At 65.5% G+C, this 15,577-nt stretch carries 15 protein-coding genes and 1 other RNA gene; 10 read left to right on the top strand and 6 right to left on the bottom strand.

Going from position 1 to position 15,577, the window contains the following annotated elements; all coding sequences use genetic code 11:
• Positions 1-116: 116 nt before the first annotated feature.
• The gene (gene mtgA, locus IE122_RS11220; protein WP_373299134.1) at positions 117-785 is read right to left on the bottom strand and encodes a monofunctional biosynthetic peptidoglycan transglycosylase; all 669 of its coding nucleotides are present in this window, start codon (positions 783-785) and stop codon (positions 117-119) included.
• A gap of 212 nt (positions 786-997) precedes the next feature.
• Here mtgA and IE122_RS11215 point away from each other — a divergent pair, with 212 nt between their 5' ends.
• Positions 998-1,201: a YezD family protein gene (locus IE122_RS11215; protein WP_189621260.1), complete on the top strand. Its 204-nt coding sequence runs from the start codon at positions 998-1,000 to the stop codon at positions 1,199-1,201.
• Positions 1,202-1,339: 138 nt separating this feature from the next.
• Positions 1,340-3,829 carry a TonB-dependent receptor gene (locus tag IE122_RS11210; RefSeq protein ID WP_189621259.1) on the top strand — a complete coding sequence of 830 codons (2,490 nt, stop codon included), beginning with the start codon at positions 1,340-1,342 and terminating at the stop codon, positions 3,827-3,829.
• Positions 3,830-4,006: 177 nt separating this feature from the next.
• Here IE122_RS11210 and rpoH read toward each other — a convergent pair whose 3' ends face one another.
• Together rpoH and IE122_RS11200 are read right to left on the bottom strand one after the other, a co-directional pair.
• Positions 4,007-4,912: an RNA polymerase sigma factor RpoH gene (gene rpoH, locus IE122_RS11205; RefSeq protein ID WP_189621258.1), complete on the bottom strand. Its 906-nt coding sequence runs from the start codon at positions 4,910-4,912 to the stop codon at positions 4,007-4,009.
• A 97-nt stretch (positions 4,913-5,009) separates the two neighbouring features.
• Positions 5,010-5,951: an RluA family pseudouridine synthase gene (locus IE122_RS11200; protein ID WP_189621257.1), complete on the bottom strand. Its 942-nt coding sequence runs from the start codon at positions 5,949-5,951 to the stop codon at positions 5,010-5,012.
• A 19-nt stretch (positions 5,952-5,970) separates the two neighbouring features.
• Here IE122_RS11200 and IE122_RS11195 point away from each other — a divergent pair, with 19 nt between their 5' ends.
• From IE122_RS11195 to rnpB, 4 genes are all read left to right on the top strand, one after another.
• Entirely contained in the window at positions 5,971-6,402 is a 432-nt protein-coding gene (locus tag IE122_RS11195) for a M67 family metallopeptidase (protein WP_189621256.1), read from the top strand.
• 36 nt (positions 6,403-6,438) lie between these two features.
• Entirely contained in the window at positions 6,439-7,080 is a 642-nt protein-coding gene (locus IE122_RS11190; RefSeq protein WP_189621255.1) for a histidine phosphotransferase family protein, read from the top strand.
• A gap of 28 nt (positions 7,081-7,108) precedes the next feature.
• Positions 7,109-7,813 (top strand): N-acetylmuramoyl-L-alanine amidase, encoded by a 705-nt coding sequence (locus IE122_RS11185; RefSeq protein WP_189621254.1) that lies wholly within the window; start codon positions 7,109-7,111, stop codon positions 7,811-7,813.
• Positions 7,814-7,822: 9 nt separating this feature from the next.
• Positions 7,823-8,250: RNase P RNA component class A (gene rnpB / locus IE122_RS11180), an RNA gene on the top strand.
• A 180-nt stretch (positions 8,251-8,430) separates the two neighbouring features.
• Here rnpB and IE122_RS11175 read toward each other — a convergent pair.
• On the bottom strand, positions 8,431-9,132 hold the full coding sequence (locus IE122_RS11175; RefSeq protein WP_308430415.1) for a metallophosphoesterase: 702 nt from the start codon (positions 9,130-9,132) through the stop codon (positions 8,431-8,433).
• Between the two features lie 345 nt (positions 9,133-9,477).
• On the opposite strand from IE122_RS11175, the gene IE122_RS11170 reads away from it, so the two are divergent.
• Positions 9,478-10,248 carry a TorF family putative porin gene (locus IE122_RS11170; RefSeq protein ID WP_189621252.1) on the top strand — a complete coding sequence of 257 codons (771 nt, stop codon included), beginning with the start codon at positions 9,478-9,480 and terminating at the stop codon, positions 10,246-10,248.
• Positions 10,249-10,317: 69 nt separating this feature from the next.
• Here IE122_RS11170 and IE122_RS11165 read toward each other — a convergent pair whose 3' ends face one another.
• On the bottom strand, positions 10,318-11,076 hold the full coding sequence (locus tag IE122_RS11165; protein ID WP_189621251.1) for an SIMPL domain-containing protein: 759 nt from the start codon (positions 11,074-11,076) through the stop codon (positions 10,318-10,320).
• Positions 11,077-11,191: 115 nt separating this feature from the next.
• Here IE122_RS11165 and IE122_RS11160 point away from each other — a divergent pair, with 115 nt between their 5' ends.
• The gene (locus tag IE122_RS11160; RefSeq protein WP_189621250.1) at positions 11,192-11,626 is read left to right on the top strand and encodes a VOC family protein; all 435 of its coding nucleotides are present in this window, start codon (positions 11,192-11,194) and stop codon (positions 11,624-11,626) included.
• Here the strand turns inward: IE122_RS11160 and nhaA are convergent.
• Positions 11,607-12,803, bottom strand: coding sequence for a Na+/H+ antiporter NhaA (gene nhaA / locus IE122_RS11155; protein WP_189621249.1), 1,197 nt, complete (start codon positions 12,801-12,803; stop codon positions 11,607-11,609). The genes IE122_RS11160 and nhaA overlap by 20 nt on opposite strands.
• A 114-nt stretch (positions 12,804-12,917) precedes the next feature.
• Between nhaA and IE122_RS11150 the strand changes: the two genes are divergently transcribed.
• Both IE122_RS11150 and IE122_RS11145 read left to right on the top strand, forming a co-directional pair.
• Positions 12,918-14,351: a glycosyl transferase family protein gene (locus IE122_RS11150; RefSeq protein WP_229814030.1), complete on the top strand. Its 1,434-nt coding sequence runs from the start codon at positions 12,918-12,920 to the stop codon at positions 14,349-14,351.
• On the top strand, positions 14,348-15,535 hold the full coding sequence (locus IE122_RS11145) for a hypothetical protein (RefSeq protein ID WP_189621248.1): 1,188 nt from the start codon (positions 14,348-14,350) through the stop codon (positions 15,533-15,535). Before IE122_RS11150 ends, IE122_RS11145 begins: the two co-directional genes overlap by 4 nt.
• Positions 15,536-15,577: the final 42 nt, after the last annotated feature.

The following is a 15,577-nucleotide window of genomic DNA, read 5'->3' as shown; positions in this document are numbered from 1 at the left end:
CTCCAGCCGAAACTTTCAACCCGTTGCACTTCGGATGTGAATCCACACCCGGATCAAGTCCGGGATGACGAAAATCAGGGGCTCGCTGCTCCGTTTGTGTGAGCGAAAGGCAAATTCTAATTGTAGACGCAGGCGTCGAACCCTTCGCGCCGCACGGTGCCGATCCGGGCCGAGATGGTGTTACCGTAGCGGCGGGTGAAGCCGGTGGGGTTGCTGACCGAGCGGGTCTTGGGGCTGGGCAGGGCGGCGGCGATGCGCGCCGCTTCGATGCGCGATAGGTTGGCGGCCGACTTGTCGAAATAGCGCTGTGCGCCGGCTTCGACGCCATACGTGCCGATCCCGGTTTCGGCGACGTTGAGGTAGACCTCCATGATCCGCCGCTTGTCCCACAGCGATTCGATCAGGAAGGTAAACCACACTTCCAGACCCTTGCGCAGGTAGCGGGTGAAGCCGTCACCCTGCCACAGGAACACGTTCTTGGCGGTCTGCTGGCTGATGGTCGAGCCGCCGCGCAGCCGCCCCCCGGCGGCATTGCGCTTCATCGCGTTCTCGATCGCCTTGGTGTCGAACCCGTTGTGCGTGCAGAACGCGCCGTCTTCGGCGCCGATGGCGGCGTCGATCATGTTGCGGTCGATCCGCGACAGCGGCTGCCAGTCCTTGGTGATGCCGTTGGCGTCCACCACCATCGTCACCGTCAGCGGCGGCGGCACAAAGCGATAGAGCAGCGTGAGGCCGATCGAGACGGCAAGGAACCACATCACGGTCTTGGCAACGATTCGCAGCACCTGGTCGCGCTTCCTGTCTGGGGTGGCGTGAAGTCCCAGCGATTGCCCGAGTGTGCCGCTGCAGGCAAGCGCCGGCATGGCATCCCCCGGCGGATTTGCGCCGTTTTCCGGCGATGCAAAAAAATCATCACGCAGTATATTGTCAACTAAAAGAGTTGAGTTTATTTCCTCCACACGTTTCGCGATCAGCGCGCAATGCGAGAACCCTGCTCATGACGTTCAGAAAGATAGACTTGGCTCCCGATCGCGGCAGCGCCCCGGCGCATTCGCGCGAGGCGACCGATCCCATTGCCGAGCCGCTCGCTGCCGTAGCCAAGGCTCTTAAGGGTATGCGCTACGGGGCGATCCATCTCGTCGTCCATGACGGCAAGGCGGTTCAGCTCGAAGTGACCGAGCGCCGCCGCTTCAACCCGTAATCGACGCTTTCGATACCGACCCTCTTTGGGTTCCGGCGCAGGCGTCAACGCCGCGCGAGCACCATCGCCTCACCACACCATAGGCCAACAGCGCAGACCGGACCCCCGGATGCCACGGTTACCCATCAGGGGGAAAACATGAAGTCTCACGTCCACAAGGCGCGCCTGCGCGCCGCGATTGCGCCTGCCGCGCTTGTTCTCACGCTGGGCGGCGCGCTTGTCGCCACGCCGGCCATTGCTCAGGAAGCGACCGTCGCCGCACCGCAGGTGAACGACGACGGCAACCCGCGCGGCGAAGTCATCATCGTCACCGCCCGCCGCCGCGCCGAAACCGCGCAGGCCGTGCCGCTGGCGATCTCGGTCATCCGTGGTGACAGCATTGAGGCGACCGGCAACTTCAACGTCGTCAAGCTCCAGCAGCTCGCGCCGACGCTGCAGGTCTACACCTCGAACCCGCGCAATACCTCGGTCAACATCCGGGGCCTGGGCGTGCCGTTCGGCCTCACCAGCGACGGTTTCGAGCAGGGCGTGGGCATCTATGTCGACGACGTCTACAATTCGCGCGTCGCCGCTGCCACGTTCGACTTCCTCGATGTGGCGCAGGTCGAAGTGCTGCGCGGGCCGCAGGGCACGCTCTATGGCAAGAACACCACCGCCGGCGCGATCAACATCACCACCAACCAGCCGACCTTCGATTTCGAAGGGCGCGCCGAACTCACCGTGGGCAACCTCAACTATCGCCAGGCCAAGGCTGCCATTTCCGGCCCGCTGTCTGATCAGTTCGCCGCGCGCATCGCCGTCGCCGCGACCAGCCGCCGCGGTACGCTGTACAACGTGACCTCGCAGCGCTGGATCAACGAACAGGACAACCTTGGCCTGCGCGGCCAGTTGCTGTTCAAGCCGACCGACAATTTCAGCCTCACGCTTTCGGGCGATTACAGCAAGCAGGACCCGGAATGCTGCGGCACCGTGTTCGTGCGCGTCGGCAAGACCCAGCGCGCGCTTAATCGCCAGTTCGATGCGCTGGCCGCTGCGCAGGGTTATGAACCACCCAGCCGCGATCCGTACAAGCGCCTGACTGATCTCGACAGCCAGCTCAACGCCACCAACAAGATCGGCGGCGCATCGCTGCGCGCCAAGTGGGACGTGGGCGGCGGCACGCTGACCTCGGTCACCGCGTGGCGCTTCTGGGACTGGAAGCCGGCGAATGACCGTGACTTCACCGGCCTCTCGGTCGTCGCCAAGTCGCAGAACCCGTCGCAGCAGGACCAGTACAGCCAGGAATTCCGCTACAATCACGAAAGCGAGAAGATCGATTACGTCATCGGCCTGTTCGGCTTCAAGCAGCGGATCTACACGCAAGGGACCGAACAGCAAGGCGTCAATGCCTCCAAGTGGGTGCTCGCTCCGTCGAGCGATCCCTTTGCGCCGGCCAACAATCCCGCCACGCTGGCGGGCCTGACCGCCAGCAACACCCAGTGGCTCAAGAGCACCAGCGCCGCACTGTTCGGCCAGGTGAGCTGGAAGGTGACCGACCAGCTTACTGTCCAGCCCGGCGCGCGCCTGAACTATGACAAGAAGTCCGGCTTCTATCAGCGGATCGTGACGAACGCTGCCGGGGCGGTCATCAGTTGCACGCCCATTCCCGAGCCGGGCACGGTGGCCGGAGGCTCTTCGGCTTGCGGTGTTTACCAGCCGCAGGTCAGCGCGCCATCAGACAGCGCGTGGAACTTCACGTATGACTTCAACGTCAACTACAAGCTGGCGCGCGATGTCCTCGCCTATGCGACCTATGCCAAGAGCTTCAAGACGCTGGGCATCAACCAGAACGGCCTGCCGCTCAATGCGGACAATACCGTCAATTACGATGCCGGCACGGTGAAGCCGGAGTCGGTCAACCACTATGAAGTGGGCCTGAAAACCCAGTTCTGGGGCCGCCGCGCCACCTTCAACCTCACCGCGTTCCGCACCGATATCAAGAACTTCCAGGCCACCGTGAACGGCGGCCAGTTCGGCACCGTGCGCGGCTATCTGGCCAATGCCGGCAAGGTGCGCTCGCAGGGTGTCGAGGCCGACTTCAAGGTTGTCGCCAGCGACCGGCTCACCGGCTATGTCAACGGTGCGTACACCGATGCCAAGTACAAGAAGTTCGACAACGCGCCGTGCCCGCCGGAGCTTTCGGGCGGTACCTTGCAGCCGATCGGTGCCGTTCCGGACTATTCGAACGCCGGCGTTCCCGGTACGCTCAGCCCGCGCCAGTGCGACATCTCGGGCGCGCGTCTGCCCGGCGTTTCAAAGTATGCCCTGTCCTACGGCGCGGAATACAACATCCCGCTGACCCTGCTGGCCAAGGAAGGCCAGATCTACGCCGGGGTTGACGGCAACTACCGCTCGCACTGGAACTCGAACGCTTCGCCGTCGGCTTATACCGATGTGAAGGGCTATGCGCTGACCAACTTCCGCGCCGGTTTCCGCGGGCAGGGCATCGACGTGTTCGGCTGGGTCCGCAACGCTTTCGATGTAAAATACATCGACCTCCTCCAGGTCGCCCCCGGCAACACCGGCCTGATCGCCGGCCAACCCGGCGACCCGCGCACCTGGGGCATGACCATCCGCGGCCAGTTCTGACCTGAATACGATCCAAGGACCCACCCTGAAGGCGAGCTGGCCAGGCCAGATCGCCTTTTTCTTGCGAAGGTGGCCGAGGCGATTGTCTGTTGGTTGACGTGACAGTCGTAGTCCACACGAAAAAGCCCGGCGCTCCTTGCGGAGGCCGGGCCATTCATCGGTACCCATCCGGGCGGATCAGAACGCCGGGATCAGCCGCTTTTCGCCGGCGATGCGGGTCATCGCTTTTTGCAGCTTTTCGAAGGCGCGCACTTCGATCTGGCGGACGCGTTCGCGGCTGACGTTGTAGACCTGGCTCAGTTCCTCGAGCGTCTTGGGCTCTTCGGTCAGGCGGCGTTCGGTCAGGATGTCGCGTTCGCGCTCGTTCAGCGAATCCATCGCTTCGACCAGCAGTTCGTGACGCACCGAAGCCTCTTCGGCATCGGCGACGGTTTCATCCTGCAGCGGACGTTCGTCCGCCAGGATGTCCATCCACTGGCCTTCGCCTTCTTCGCGCAAGCTGACGTTGAGCGAGGCATCGCCGCCCATCATCATCCGCCGGTTCATGTTCACCACTTCCTGCTGGGACACCCCCAGCGTGGTGGCGATCTTGGCGACATCGTCCGGGTGAAGATCGGTGTCCTCGTAAGCGTCGAGGTTCTTCTTCATCCGCCGCAGGTTGAAGAACAGCTTCTTCTGCGCAGCGGTGGTGCCCATCTTCACAAGGCTCCACGACCGCAGGATATATTCCTGGATCGAGGCCTTGATCCACCACATGGCGTAAGTGGCAAGGCGGAAGCCGCGATCGGGCTCGAACTTCTTGACGCCCTGCATCAGGCCGATGTTGCCTTCCGAAATCAGTTCGGACACGGGCAGGCCATAACCGCGATAGCCCATCGCGATCTTGGAGACGAGGCGCAGGTGGCTGGTCACCAGTTGGGCGGCGGCCTGGGGATCCTGATGTTCCTGATAGCGCTTGGCGAGCATGTATTCCTGCTCGGGCTTGAGTATCGGGAACTTGCGAATCTCCGCGAGGTAGCGGTTGAGGCTCTGCTCACCACCCAGGCTGGGGACAGCCGGAAGATTGCGTTCTGTACTGGTCACTTGACTTCCGTCCTTTCTAGGTCGGCCGACGGTCGAAGACCCTTCCCAGGCGTCTTAGCTTGCGGCCACCTGTTCATGATAGCACATAATTCCGATTTCAGTGTCGCAATTCCCCGATCAGGGACCGCATGTCGTCGGGCAGCGAAGAGATGAAATGCACCGTTTCCCCTGTAACGGGATGGATGAAGCCAAGTTCCGCCGCATGGAGTGCCTGGCGCGAAAAACCGAGGCGGGAGAGGAGCGCGCGCAGCGTTGAAGGGGTTCGGCCATAGACTGGGTCTCCCAATAGCGCATGGCCGATTGACGCCATGTGAACGCGGACCTGATGGGTACGCCCGGTTTCCAGCCGGCATTCGATCAGGGTCGCGCCGGAAAACGGTTCGAGCGTGCGGAAATGGGTGACGGCGTGCTTGCCGCGCCCATCCTCGACCAGCGCCATCTTCTTGCGGTTGGCGCTGGACCGGGCGATCGCGCCGGTGACGGTGCCGGCGGTGGGCAACGGGCGGCCACCGACCAGCGCCAGATAGGCGCGCACGATCGAATGATCGGCGAACTGGACTGCGAGTCCTTCGTGCGCCTTGTCGGTCTTGGCGACGACCAGCAGCCCGGAGGTGTCCTTGTCGATGCGGTGGACGATGCCGGGCCGCGCCACCCCGCCGATGCCCGAAAGCTGCCCGGCGCAGTGGTGGAGCAGGGCGTTGACCAGCGTGCCGTCAAGGTTGCCTGCTGCCGGGTGCACCACCAGCCCGGCGGGCTTGTCGATAACGATCAAGTGGGCGTCTTCGTAGACCACGCTGAGCGGAATGTCCTGCGCCAGCGCTTCGGCGGGCGCGGCGGCGGGCACCTCCACGCTCCAGCCGGTGCCGGCGGCGGCCTTGAACGAGGGTTGCGACACAGTGCGCCCGGCCAGCCGCACGCGGCCTTCGCCGATCAGCGCCTTGATCCGCTCGCGCGTCAATCCGCTCGCCTCGGCCAGTGCCTTGTCGAGCCGGCCGCCCTCGGCGAGGGTTCCGTGCAGGATGTTTTCGTCAGCCCCCATTTCGGAGTAGGATTTGGGGATGGAAGACGGCGAGACAAGGGTGCTGGCGGTGGCGCGGGCGGTAGTTTCCCTATTGCACGAGGAAGCGGCGCTTGCCGCCCCGCTGGAATGCTGCGGCCTGCTGCTGGGACCGGCCCGCGATCATGTCACCCGGGCGCTTCCGGCCGCCAATGTCGCCGCCGATCCGCGCCGCCGGTTCGAGATCGATCCCCGCGCGCTGCTGGACGCGCACCGGGCCGAACGCGCCGGAGGCGAGCGGGTTCTGGGCTACTATCACTCGCATCCGGCCGGCGCGCCGGTTCCTTCTGCAACCGATCGCGAAAATTCCACCGGCGATTTGCGGATTTGGGCCATCATCGGCGCGGGGCAGGTTGCTTTCTGGCGCGATAGCGGGAATGGATTTGTCGAACAGTCCTGGCGGCGCGTCGACGATGATCCCGGCGGCGTCTGAGCCCACCGGGTTTACATGGGAAAGCACTCTCCAACGATGACCACCAGTCCGGTCGACCTTGCCAGCCTGCTGTGTTCCCGGCTGTGCCACGATATGCTGAGCCCGGTGGGGGCCCTGTCCAACGGGCTGGAACTGCTGGCTGACGAAACCGACCCCGAGATGCGCCAGCGCTGTTTCGAATTGCTGGAACAGAGCGCGCGGATTTCGACCGACAAGCTCAAGTTCTTCCGCCTTGCCTATGGCGCGGCGGGCGGGTTCGGCGATATGGTGCCGGTGAGCGAGGCGCGGGCGCTGATCGAGGCGCTGGTGGCCAACAATGCCCGTATTGCGCTGTCGTGGCAGGTGGGCGCGGATATGATGCCCAAGGCGGCGGTCAAGGTGCTGCTCAACTTCGCGCATATCGGCATCGAGGCGCTGCCGCGCGGCGGCACCGTCGATCTGGTGGCGGAATCGGGACCCGGCGGAACCGAGATCGCGATGCGCGCCGCCGGTCCGCGCATCGCCTTCGATGCCGATATCGGTCGCGCGCTGGAGGGCACGCTGCCCGATGACGCGCTATCCAGCCGCACCGCGCCGGCGGCGATGATCCAGCAGCTCGCCGCGGGCATCGGCGGGCAGCTCCAGTCGATGCTGGGCGAGCAGACGCTGGTCCTTGGCGCGACGCTGCCGGGGGCCTGAGCAAAAGCGGGGCGGGGGAGGGACGGCTATGAACAGATGGCTGGTCAACCGCGTCGCTCCGTCGCCCAATTTCAATATGCGCAAGGCCCCCATTTCGATGGTGGTGCTGCACTATACCGGGATGCGCAGCGCCGATGAGGCGCTGGAACGGCTTTGCGATCCCGCTGCCGAAGTGTCCGCCCACTACATGATCGACGAGGAGGGCATCGTCACCGCGATCGTGCCCGAGGACAAGCGCGCCTGGCACGCCGGACAGTCGTACTGGCGCGGGATCACCGATGTAAATTCGGCCAGCATCGGCATCGAGCTGGTCAATCCCGGCCACGAATTCGGCTACCGGCCGTTCCCGGAGCCGCAGATGGACGCGCTGCTGCCGCTGCTGGCGGACATGATGGACCGGCACGATATCCCGCGCGCCAATGTGGTTGGCCATTCCGATGTGGCCCCGGCGCGCAAGCAGGACCCGGGCGAGTATTTCGATTGGAACCGGCTGGGCGAACTGGGCCTCGCGCTCGAAGTGCCGGCGGCCAAGATGAACCTGTTCTACGACAATCCCGGCGCGTTCTACCTCGCGCTGGAACGGTTCGGCTATGACATCACTGACGGGCGGGCGGCGGTGCGCGCGTTCCAGCGGCGCTGGCGGCCCGAATATATCGACGGCGAGATCGACGGCGAGATCGGTGGCATCCTGTTCGAACTGCTGTTGGAGCGTGACACCGGGCGTGCTAGGTGACCCGCTTCGCCGGGGAGCCGGGCAGCCGCGACACCTGATCCGTCAGGTGGCGAGGAAAGTCCGGGCTCCACGAAACAAGGGTGGCGGGTAACGCCCGCCGGTCTCTGGCCTTCGGGCCCGGGGCAAGGGAAAGTGCCACAGAGAGCAGACCGCCGTCTGCCGGGCAACCGGCAGGGCAAGGGTGAAAGGGTGCGGCAAGAGCGCACCGCGCGACTGGCAACAGGAGCGGCATGGCAAACCCCACCCGGAGCAAGACCGAATAGGGGCTGCGTTCCGGCTTGACCGGAGGGTCGGTTTCGGACCCAGGCAGCTCGGGTTGGTCGCTGGAGCGGCGCGGCAACGTGTCGCCAAGAGGAATGGCTGCCGCCTTGCGTAAGGTCCCTGATTTGGGAGACCACGCAGGGACACAGAACCCGGCTTACAGGCTCCCCGGCGAAGATTCACTGATGTGTGGGGTGCACCCACCCCGTCCGGCTAGGCAGCAAGCTGCCAAGCCTTCCGGCCCTCCCGTGAACGGGAGGGCGAGCGCCGGTATCCCTTCCCGTTTACGGGAGGGGCAGCGAGACTTACGTGCGCAGCACGTTAGTCGCAGCGGGGTGGGCAGACCGCCCCCGCTCTCAAGCCGCCGCGCTGATCTCGTCCGCCGAACTGGCCGACAGGAACCATCGCTGGGTGCCTTCGAGCCCGATCGCAGTCAGGGTATTTGTGACGTAAGCGCCGGTATCGATGCCGATGCGGTTGTGGCGCACTTCGGGCTCGTCAGTGATCGTATGGCCGTGGATCACACAGGCTCCGAAATCGCCATCGTGGCTGAGGAACGGCTCGCGAATCCAGCGGCAGTCCTTTGTCTGCTGGTGGTGCAGCGGCATGTCCGGGCGAATGCCGGCATGGACGAACAGATAGTCGCCGATGCTGACGTGCTTCTTGAAGCCGTAGATGAAGGTGCAGTCTTCTTCGGGGATCGCCTCGCGCAGCAGGCGGTGCAATTCCTCGATGTCGGCTCCGGCGGCGATGTCTGGATCGATGCCGTAGCTCAGCAATGTCTCGTAGCCGCCGAACTTGAGGAAGCCGCGCAGCGTATCGATATCCTCGCGCGCCTGGAGCAGCATCTCCTCGTGGTTGCCCATGATGAAGTGGACCTGCCGCTGGCGGCTCCATTCGCGCGCCCGTGCCACCACGCCGGCGCTGTCCGGGCCGCGATCGATCAGGTCGCCCAGCAGGATTACCGTGGTAACCGCGCTGCCGCGGGCGGCGTTGTCCGCCTCGATAGTGGCGATCAGGTCTTCGAAAAGGTCCAGCCTGCCGTGGATATCGCCCACGGCATAGACGCGCTCACCGGCTGGTATCGCGAAGTCCCGGACCGGTCGACGGCCCCCTAAGAGGTTGCGTAGCTTTAAAAACATTTGTTGCATCGCGGTATAGCCGGTTGCCGGCCAAGGGGCAAGTTATCGGCCCAATCGGCTCGTCGTGGTTCATGCACAGCTCACTGTGGCAAGAAGCCCACACCTCAACAGTGATTGTGGCGAAAAAGATATTCCTCTTGTCAAACTATTGCTGCAATGCAACGTAATGTTGCTGTCGGTAACGCACCCGCAAACGAGGCGCGAACCGGAAAAAGCCAGGATGGGACGAGGCAACAAAGGTCATAAGTGAGGGAATACAACATGACGATCTCGATCCGTGGCGCTATCGCCGCAACCCTGCTCGCCGGCTCGGCTCTGGCCGCTGCTCCCGCTTTCGCGGATGAGGCACCCGCCAGCCCGGTCACCATCACCGGCAACGTCTCGCTCGTTACCGACTATCGCTTCCGCGGCATTTCGCAGAGCGCAGGCAAGATGGCCGTCCAGGGCGGCATCACTGCCACCCATTCGAGCGGCTTCTACGTCGGCACCTGGTCGTCGTCGATCAGCGAAGGCAGCCTCCCCGGCTACGGTAGCCAGGAACTGGACCTGTTTGCAGGCTGGTCGGGCGAAGTGACCCCGGGGGTCACCCTCGACGCCGGTCTGCTTTACTACGTCTATCCGGGCGGCACGGATGCGTTCGACACCGACTTCTTCGAGCCTTGGGCTTCGATCAAGGGCACTGTCGGCCCGGCTACCATCAAGGTCGGTGCCAACTACGCCTGGAAGCAGAGCTCGCTGCCGAACGCGTTCGACGGCAGCAAGGATGACAACCTCTATGTCTACGGCAACGTCGACATCGCCATCCCCAGCACTCCGGTGACCGTGTCGGGCCACATCGGCTACACTAACGGCGTTCTGGCTCCGTGCTACTACTGCACCGGCGACAAGACGGGTGTGGACTACTCGATCGGCGCTTCGGCCACCGTGTTCGGCCCGCTCTCGGTTGGCGTGTCGTACATCGGCGTCTCAGGCCCGAGCTTCAACAACTACTCCGACGATTCGGTCGTCGGCACCGTCACGGCTTCGTTCTGATCGTCTGATCCGAACCACAAGCTTCGCAGGAGGGCCCGTCCGGAGTGATCCGGGCGGGCTTTCCCATTTCTATTTCAGGTAGAATTCCACCGTAGTGACCACGCGCACCTTCTTGTACGGGGTGTCCGATACGCCCCAGGTGCCGCTGCCGCTGTCACCATCGCGCGCCTCGATCGAGAAATAGCCCTGCGTCGCGCTGCGGATCGCGCCCACTTGCGCGCCGCTGTCATGCGCGAACTGTTCGGCGGCGGCGCGGGCATCGGTGGTGGCATCGGCGACCATCTTCGGCTTGATCGCATTGAGCTTGGTGAAGGTATAGGCCATGCCCGAACCATCCTCCAGCATGACCCCGCGCTTCACCAGATCGAACTGCCGCCGCACTGCCTGCTGCGCGCGGGCGATGTCGGTGGTGCGCAAGGTCAGGCGCTGGCGCACGGTGAAGCTGGCGACGCCGTTGTCCGATGATTGCTGGACGTTGACGCCGGCGGTCTGCAACGCGTCGGCGGGGAAGCCCAGTTCCTTGAAGAACCCGCGCAGTTGCACGGTGTCGTTATCGACGCTGGCTTGCGCGGTCGGCAGGTCGCCTGCGGTCGAGGAATAGGCGATCGTCCAGGTCGCCAGATCGGCGGTCACATCGCGCTCGGCCAGGCCCTTGACCGTCACCGCGCGGTTGGCAAGCTGGGCCCGCTTGAGGCCATCGCCCAGCGCGAACCCGCCGATGATGAGGCCGACCGCCAGGATGGCCGAGCTGGCCAGCCAGCGCCGGGTTGCCGGTTCTTTCAGGAACGGGGTTTTGCTTTCGAAATCGGACGCACTATCTTCAGCCATCGGCGTTGCTCCCACAGCGCCGCACACCCCTGCGGTCGCTGGCAGCAGATGTGGCGTGTTGCGGCTTTCTGGGCGATGAACCGTTCCTCATTATCGACGAAATGAGTATATGCGCATGACCAAGTATCTCCACACCATGATCCGCGTCAGCGATCCCGACGCCACGATCCGGTTCTTTTCGCTGATCGGGCTGGAGGAAGTGCGCCGGATCGAGAGTGAGAAGGGCCGCTTTACCCTGATATTCCTCGCCGCGCCGGGCGAGGAAGGCATTGCTGAGGTGGAACTGACCTACAACTGGCCGGCCGAAGACGGGTCTGCCGAGACCTATGGCGGCGGCCGCAACTTCGGCCATCTCGCCTATCGGGTCGATGATATCTACGCCACCTGCCAGGCGCTGACGGACGCCGGCGTCACCATCAACCGTCCCCCGCGCGACGGGCACATGGCGTTCGTGCGCTCGCCCGACGGGATTTCGGTCGAACTGCTGCAGGACGGCCGTCTCGCCCCGGCCGAGCCCTGGGCGTCGATGCCTAATACCGGGGTGTGGTAACGGGGGCGAAGCGCAGCACCGCATAGCCCGCGAGCGAGGACAGCAGCGAGCCGCCCAAGACCCCCAGCTTCGCCTCCTCGATCAGCAGCGGGTGGGCGGGAAAGGCGAGCGCGGCGATGAACAGGCTCATCGTGAAGCCGATGCCGCACAGCATCGCCATGCCCGCCAGGTGCAGCCAGCCCGCCCCGGCCGGGCGCAGCGCGAAGCCGCTGCGGTCGGCGGCGAGGATGGCGGCGAACACGCCGAGCGGCTTGCCGAGGAACAGCCCGAGGGCGATGCCCAGCGGCACCGGTTCGAACAGCCCTTTCAGGCCGACCCCGGCTAGAGCCACCCCGGCGTTGGCAAAGCCGAACAGTGGCACGATGACATAGCTGTTCCACGGCATGAGCGCATGTTCGAGCCGGAGCAGCAGGCTGTCGCCCCGGCGCATCGGCCGCAGCGGCACGGTGAAGGCCAGGGCCACCCCGGCGACGGTGGCGTGGATGCCGGAATAGAGCACGCAGAGCCATAGCCCGGCACCCAGCGCCAGGAACACCGGGATGCCGGCAGCGCGCGTGCGGCCCGCCACCACCAGCGCGATCACGAACATGAATGCGCCCAGCGCCCACATCGGATCGATCTTTGCGGTGTAGAACAGCGCGATGATCGCCACCGCCCCCAGATCATCGACGATCGCGACGGTGAGCAGGAACAGCCGCAGGGCTGGCGGCGCGCGCCGCCCCAGCAGGCCCAGCACGCCCACCGCAAAGGCGATGTCTGTCGCCGCCGGGATCGCCCAGCCGCGCAGCGCCGGTGCGCCTGTGCCCGCCACCGCGAGATAGACCAGTGCCGGAGCCGCCATGCCTGCCACTGCTGCCAGCACCGGCAGCCGCCGTCGCGCCGCCGTGGACAGTTCTCCTTCCAGGACTTCACGCTTGATCTCAAGGCCGACGACGAAGAAGAACACCGCCATCAAAGCGTCATTGATCCACAAGTGCAGCGTATTCAGTTTTGTAATGGGTGTGAAACGCAGCGGATCATGAAAAAATGCATGGTAATCGTTTGCAAATGGCGAATTGGCAGCCAGCATAGCCAATACCGCAACTGCAATCAGAAGTACCCCGGCAGCCGCCTCACCGCCCATTAATTTTGTGAAATTGCGCGCCAATTTGTTGGCGAAGTGGCGGTGTCCAGTCATATTCGTGTTTCTACGTACCTTGGATGTCGGGGTGCAGGGGGTAGCGCGGGGTCCAGTCATGTATGGCGTCAGTGCGGGGCGCAAGCATGATCGGCGGTGCAGGAAAGGAATTTCGTGCAGGCGGGGGACACGATCGGCCATGCCATCACGGCTTTGCAGTTCATGGAACGTGAACTGCTGCTGTTCGCCACATTCTGGTTCATTATCGGCGCGCTGGACGATCTGGCGATCGACGTCTGCTGGCTGTGGCTGCGCCTGACCGGGCGCAGCCCGGCGCTCGGCATCAGCCGGGCCGAGGTGGCGGGCCGGCTGGAGGGCCGGATCGCGGTGCTGATCGCCGCCTGGCAGGAAGGCGCGGTGATCGGCCATACCATCCGCCACGCGCTGGGTGCTTGGCCGCAGCCCGAACTCACGCTGTACCTGGGCTGCTATCGCAACGATCCGGGCACGATCGCCGCAGCCATGGCGGCAGCCGGCAATGACCCGCGCCTGCGCATCGTCATCCATGAGCGAGCGGGCCCCACCACCAAGGCGGATTGCCTCAACCGGCTCTACCGCGCGCTGGCCGAGGACGAGCGCCGCACGGACCAGCGCTTCCGCACGGTGGTGATCCATGATGCCGAGGATATGGTCCATCCCGCCGAACTGGCGGTGATCGATCGCGCCATCGGCTCGGCCGGGCTGGTGCAGTTGCCGGTCCGCCCCGAGCCGCAGCCGCGCTCGCCGTGGATCGGCGGCCATTACTGCGAGGAGTTCACCGAAGCGCACGCCAAGCTGCTGGTGGTGCGCGATGCGCTGCGCGTGCCGGTCCCCGCCGCCGGGGTCGGCTGCGGCATCGCCCGCGACCTGCTCGATCTCCTCGCCGCCCGCCGGCTGCGCGAAGGGGAGGGCGATGGCGGGCCGTTCTCCACCACCTGTCTCACCGAGGATTACGAGCTGGGCTATCTGGTCTGGCGCGAGGGACGCCGGACCCGCTTCATCCGCGTTCGTGACGAGGACGGCGAACTGGTGGCGACGCGGGCCTATTTTCCCGCCTCGCTCGAAGCGGCGGTGCGCCAGAAGGCGCGGTGGATACACGGCATTGCGTTTCAGGAGTGGGAGCGGCTGGGCTGGGGCACGCGGCTCGCCGACTTGTGGATGACGCTGCGCGACCGGCGCGAGCCGTTCTCGGCGCTGGTGCTGGCCTCCGGCTATGTCCTGGTGCTGGTGGAACTGCTGCTGGCGCTGGCCCGGCTGGCGCAGATCGATATCCCGCCCCGGCCATCACCGGCGCTGCAGGTGATGCTGGGCATTTGCGCGGGCGCACTGGTGTGGCGCGCGGCTGCGCGTTTCGCTTTCACGACGCACGAATACGGGCCGGGAGAAGGGCTGCGGGCGCTGCTGCGCATCCCGGTCGCCAATGTCATCGCCATCATCGCCGGCCGTCGCGCGCTGGCGACTTATGTGCGCACGCTGCTAGGCGAGACGGTGCGTTGGGACAAGACCGAGCATACCCGCCACCCGGCGGCCGATGGGCTGGCGATGCTGCCGAGCGGAGGCGCACGGTGAGCGGCAGGCTTTCCGGGCGCGGACAGCCGCTGGTGGCTTTGCTGACCCTGCTGGCCGGCTGGGCCGGGGGGCGGGCGATGGGCTGGGAAGAAGTGCCGCCATCGGGCGCGACCAGCGCGGTCGCTGCCGAAATGTCGGTCCCTGCCGCGCGCGCGCCGGCGGCAGAGGGGGGCGGCGCATATCTGATCGATACCCGTATCGGTCCGCAGTCCTATGCCGATGTCGCGCCGGGCGTGGTCGCTTACGATCCGGTGGCTGCCATGCCGATGCGCCCGGCGTTCGCCGGGTGCGGCGCGTGCAGGGCCTATGCGCCGCGCCATGCAGGGAGGCAGCCGCTGGTGGTGTGGGATTCGTCGGGTTACGGCTGGAGCTTGGGCTCCGGGCGGCGCAATGATCGGCGAGCGGCGCTGACCACGCCCGAAAGTCGGGAGAGCGGGGTGCTGCCCGGTCTTGACGGAACGCAGTGGGCGGGGCCGGAGGGTTCGCCGGTGCCGCAGGCTATGGCCGGGCCTGATCGTCCGGCCAAACCCTCGCGTTGGTCTGCCGATAGCTGGGCGTTCCTGCGCAAGGGCACCGTCAGTTATCTCGCCCCTGGCGTATCGGCGGCTACATACGGCACCAGCCAGGCCGGGGCGATCATCCGTTTCCGCCTCGATCGCGGCGGCCGCCGGCCCACGGCTTACCTGCGAACCACATCAACGCTCGGCGCGCTGCCCGAATCGGCGGCGGCGCTGGGCGTGTCGGCGCGGCCGCTGGCGCGGGTTCCGGTCTATGTTGCGCTGGAAGGGCGGCTGACGCAGCAGCGCGGCGTCAACCGCACCCAGGCGGCGGCGATGGCGGTGACCGAACTGCCGCCGTTCAAGCTGCCGCTGGGGCTGCGTGGCGAGGCCTATGCGCAAGGCGGTTATGTCGGCGGTTCGTTCGCGACCCCCTTTGCCGATGGTCAGTTGCGCGTCGATCACGGGCTGTTCTCGCTCGGCCCGGTCGATGCGCGAGCGGGCGCGGGCGTGTGGGGCGGCATCCAGAAAGGCGCGAGCCGGCTGGACACGGGACCGGGGCTGACCCTGGCCTTCCCTCTCAAGGGCCGGACCTATGGCCGGTTGGTGCTGGACTGGCGGCAGCGGGTGGCGGGCAATGCCCAGCCGGGCAATGGGGCCGCGCTGACGCTTTCCGCCGGCTTCTAGGCGGCGTGGACAAATTCCGCAGCGCCACGGCTGGAGGCAAAA

It is taken from the genome of Novosphingobium colocasiae (genome assembly GCF_014652555.1).
Classification (GTDB): Bacteria; Pseudomonadota; Alphaproteobacteria; order Sphingomonadales; family Sphingomonadaceae; genus Novosphingobium; species Novosphingobium colocasiae.
This window is presented reverse-complemented; position numbering and strand designations above follow the sequence as displayed.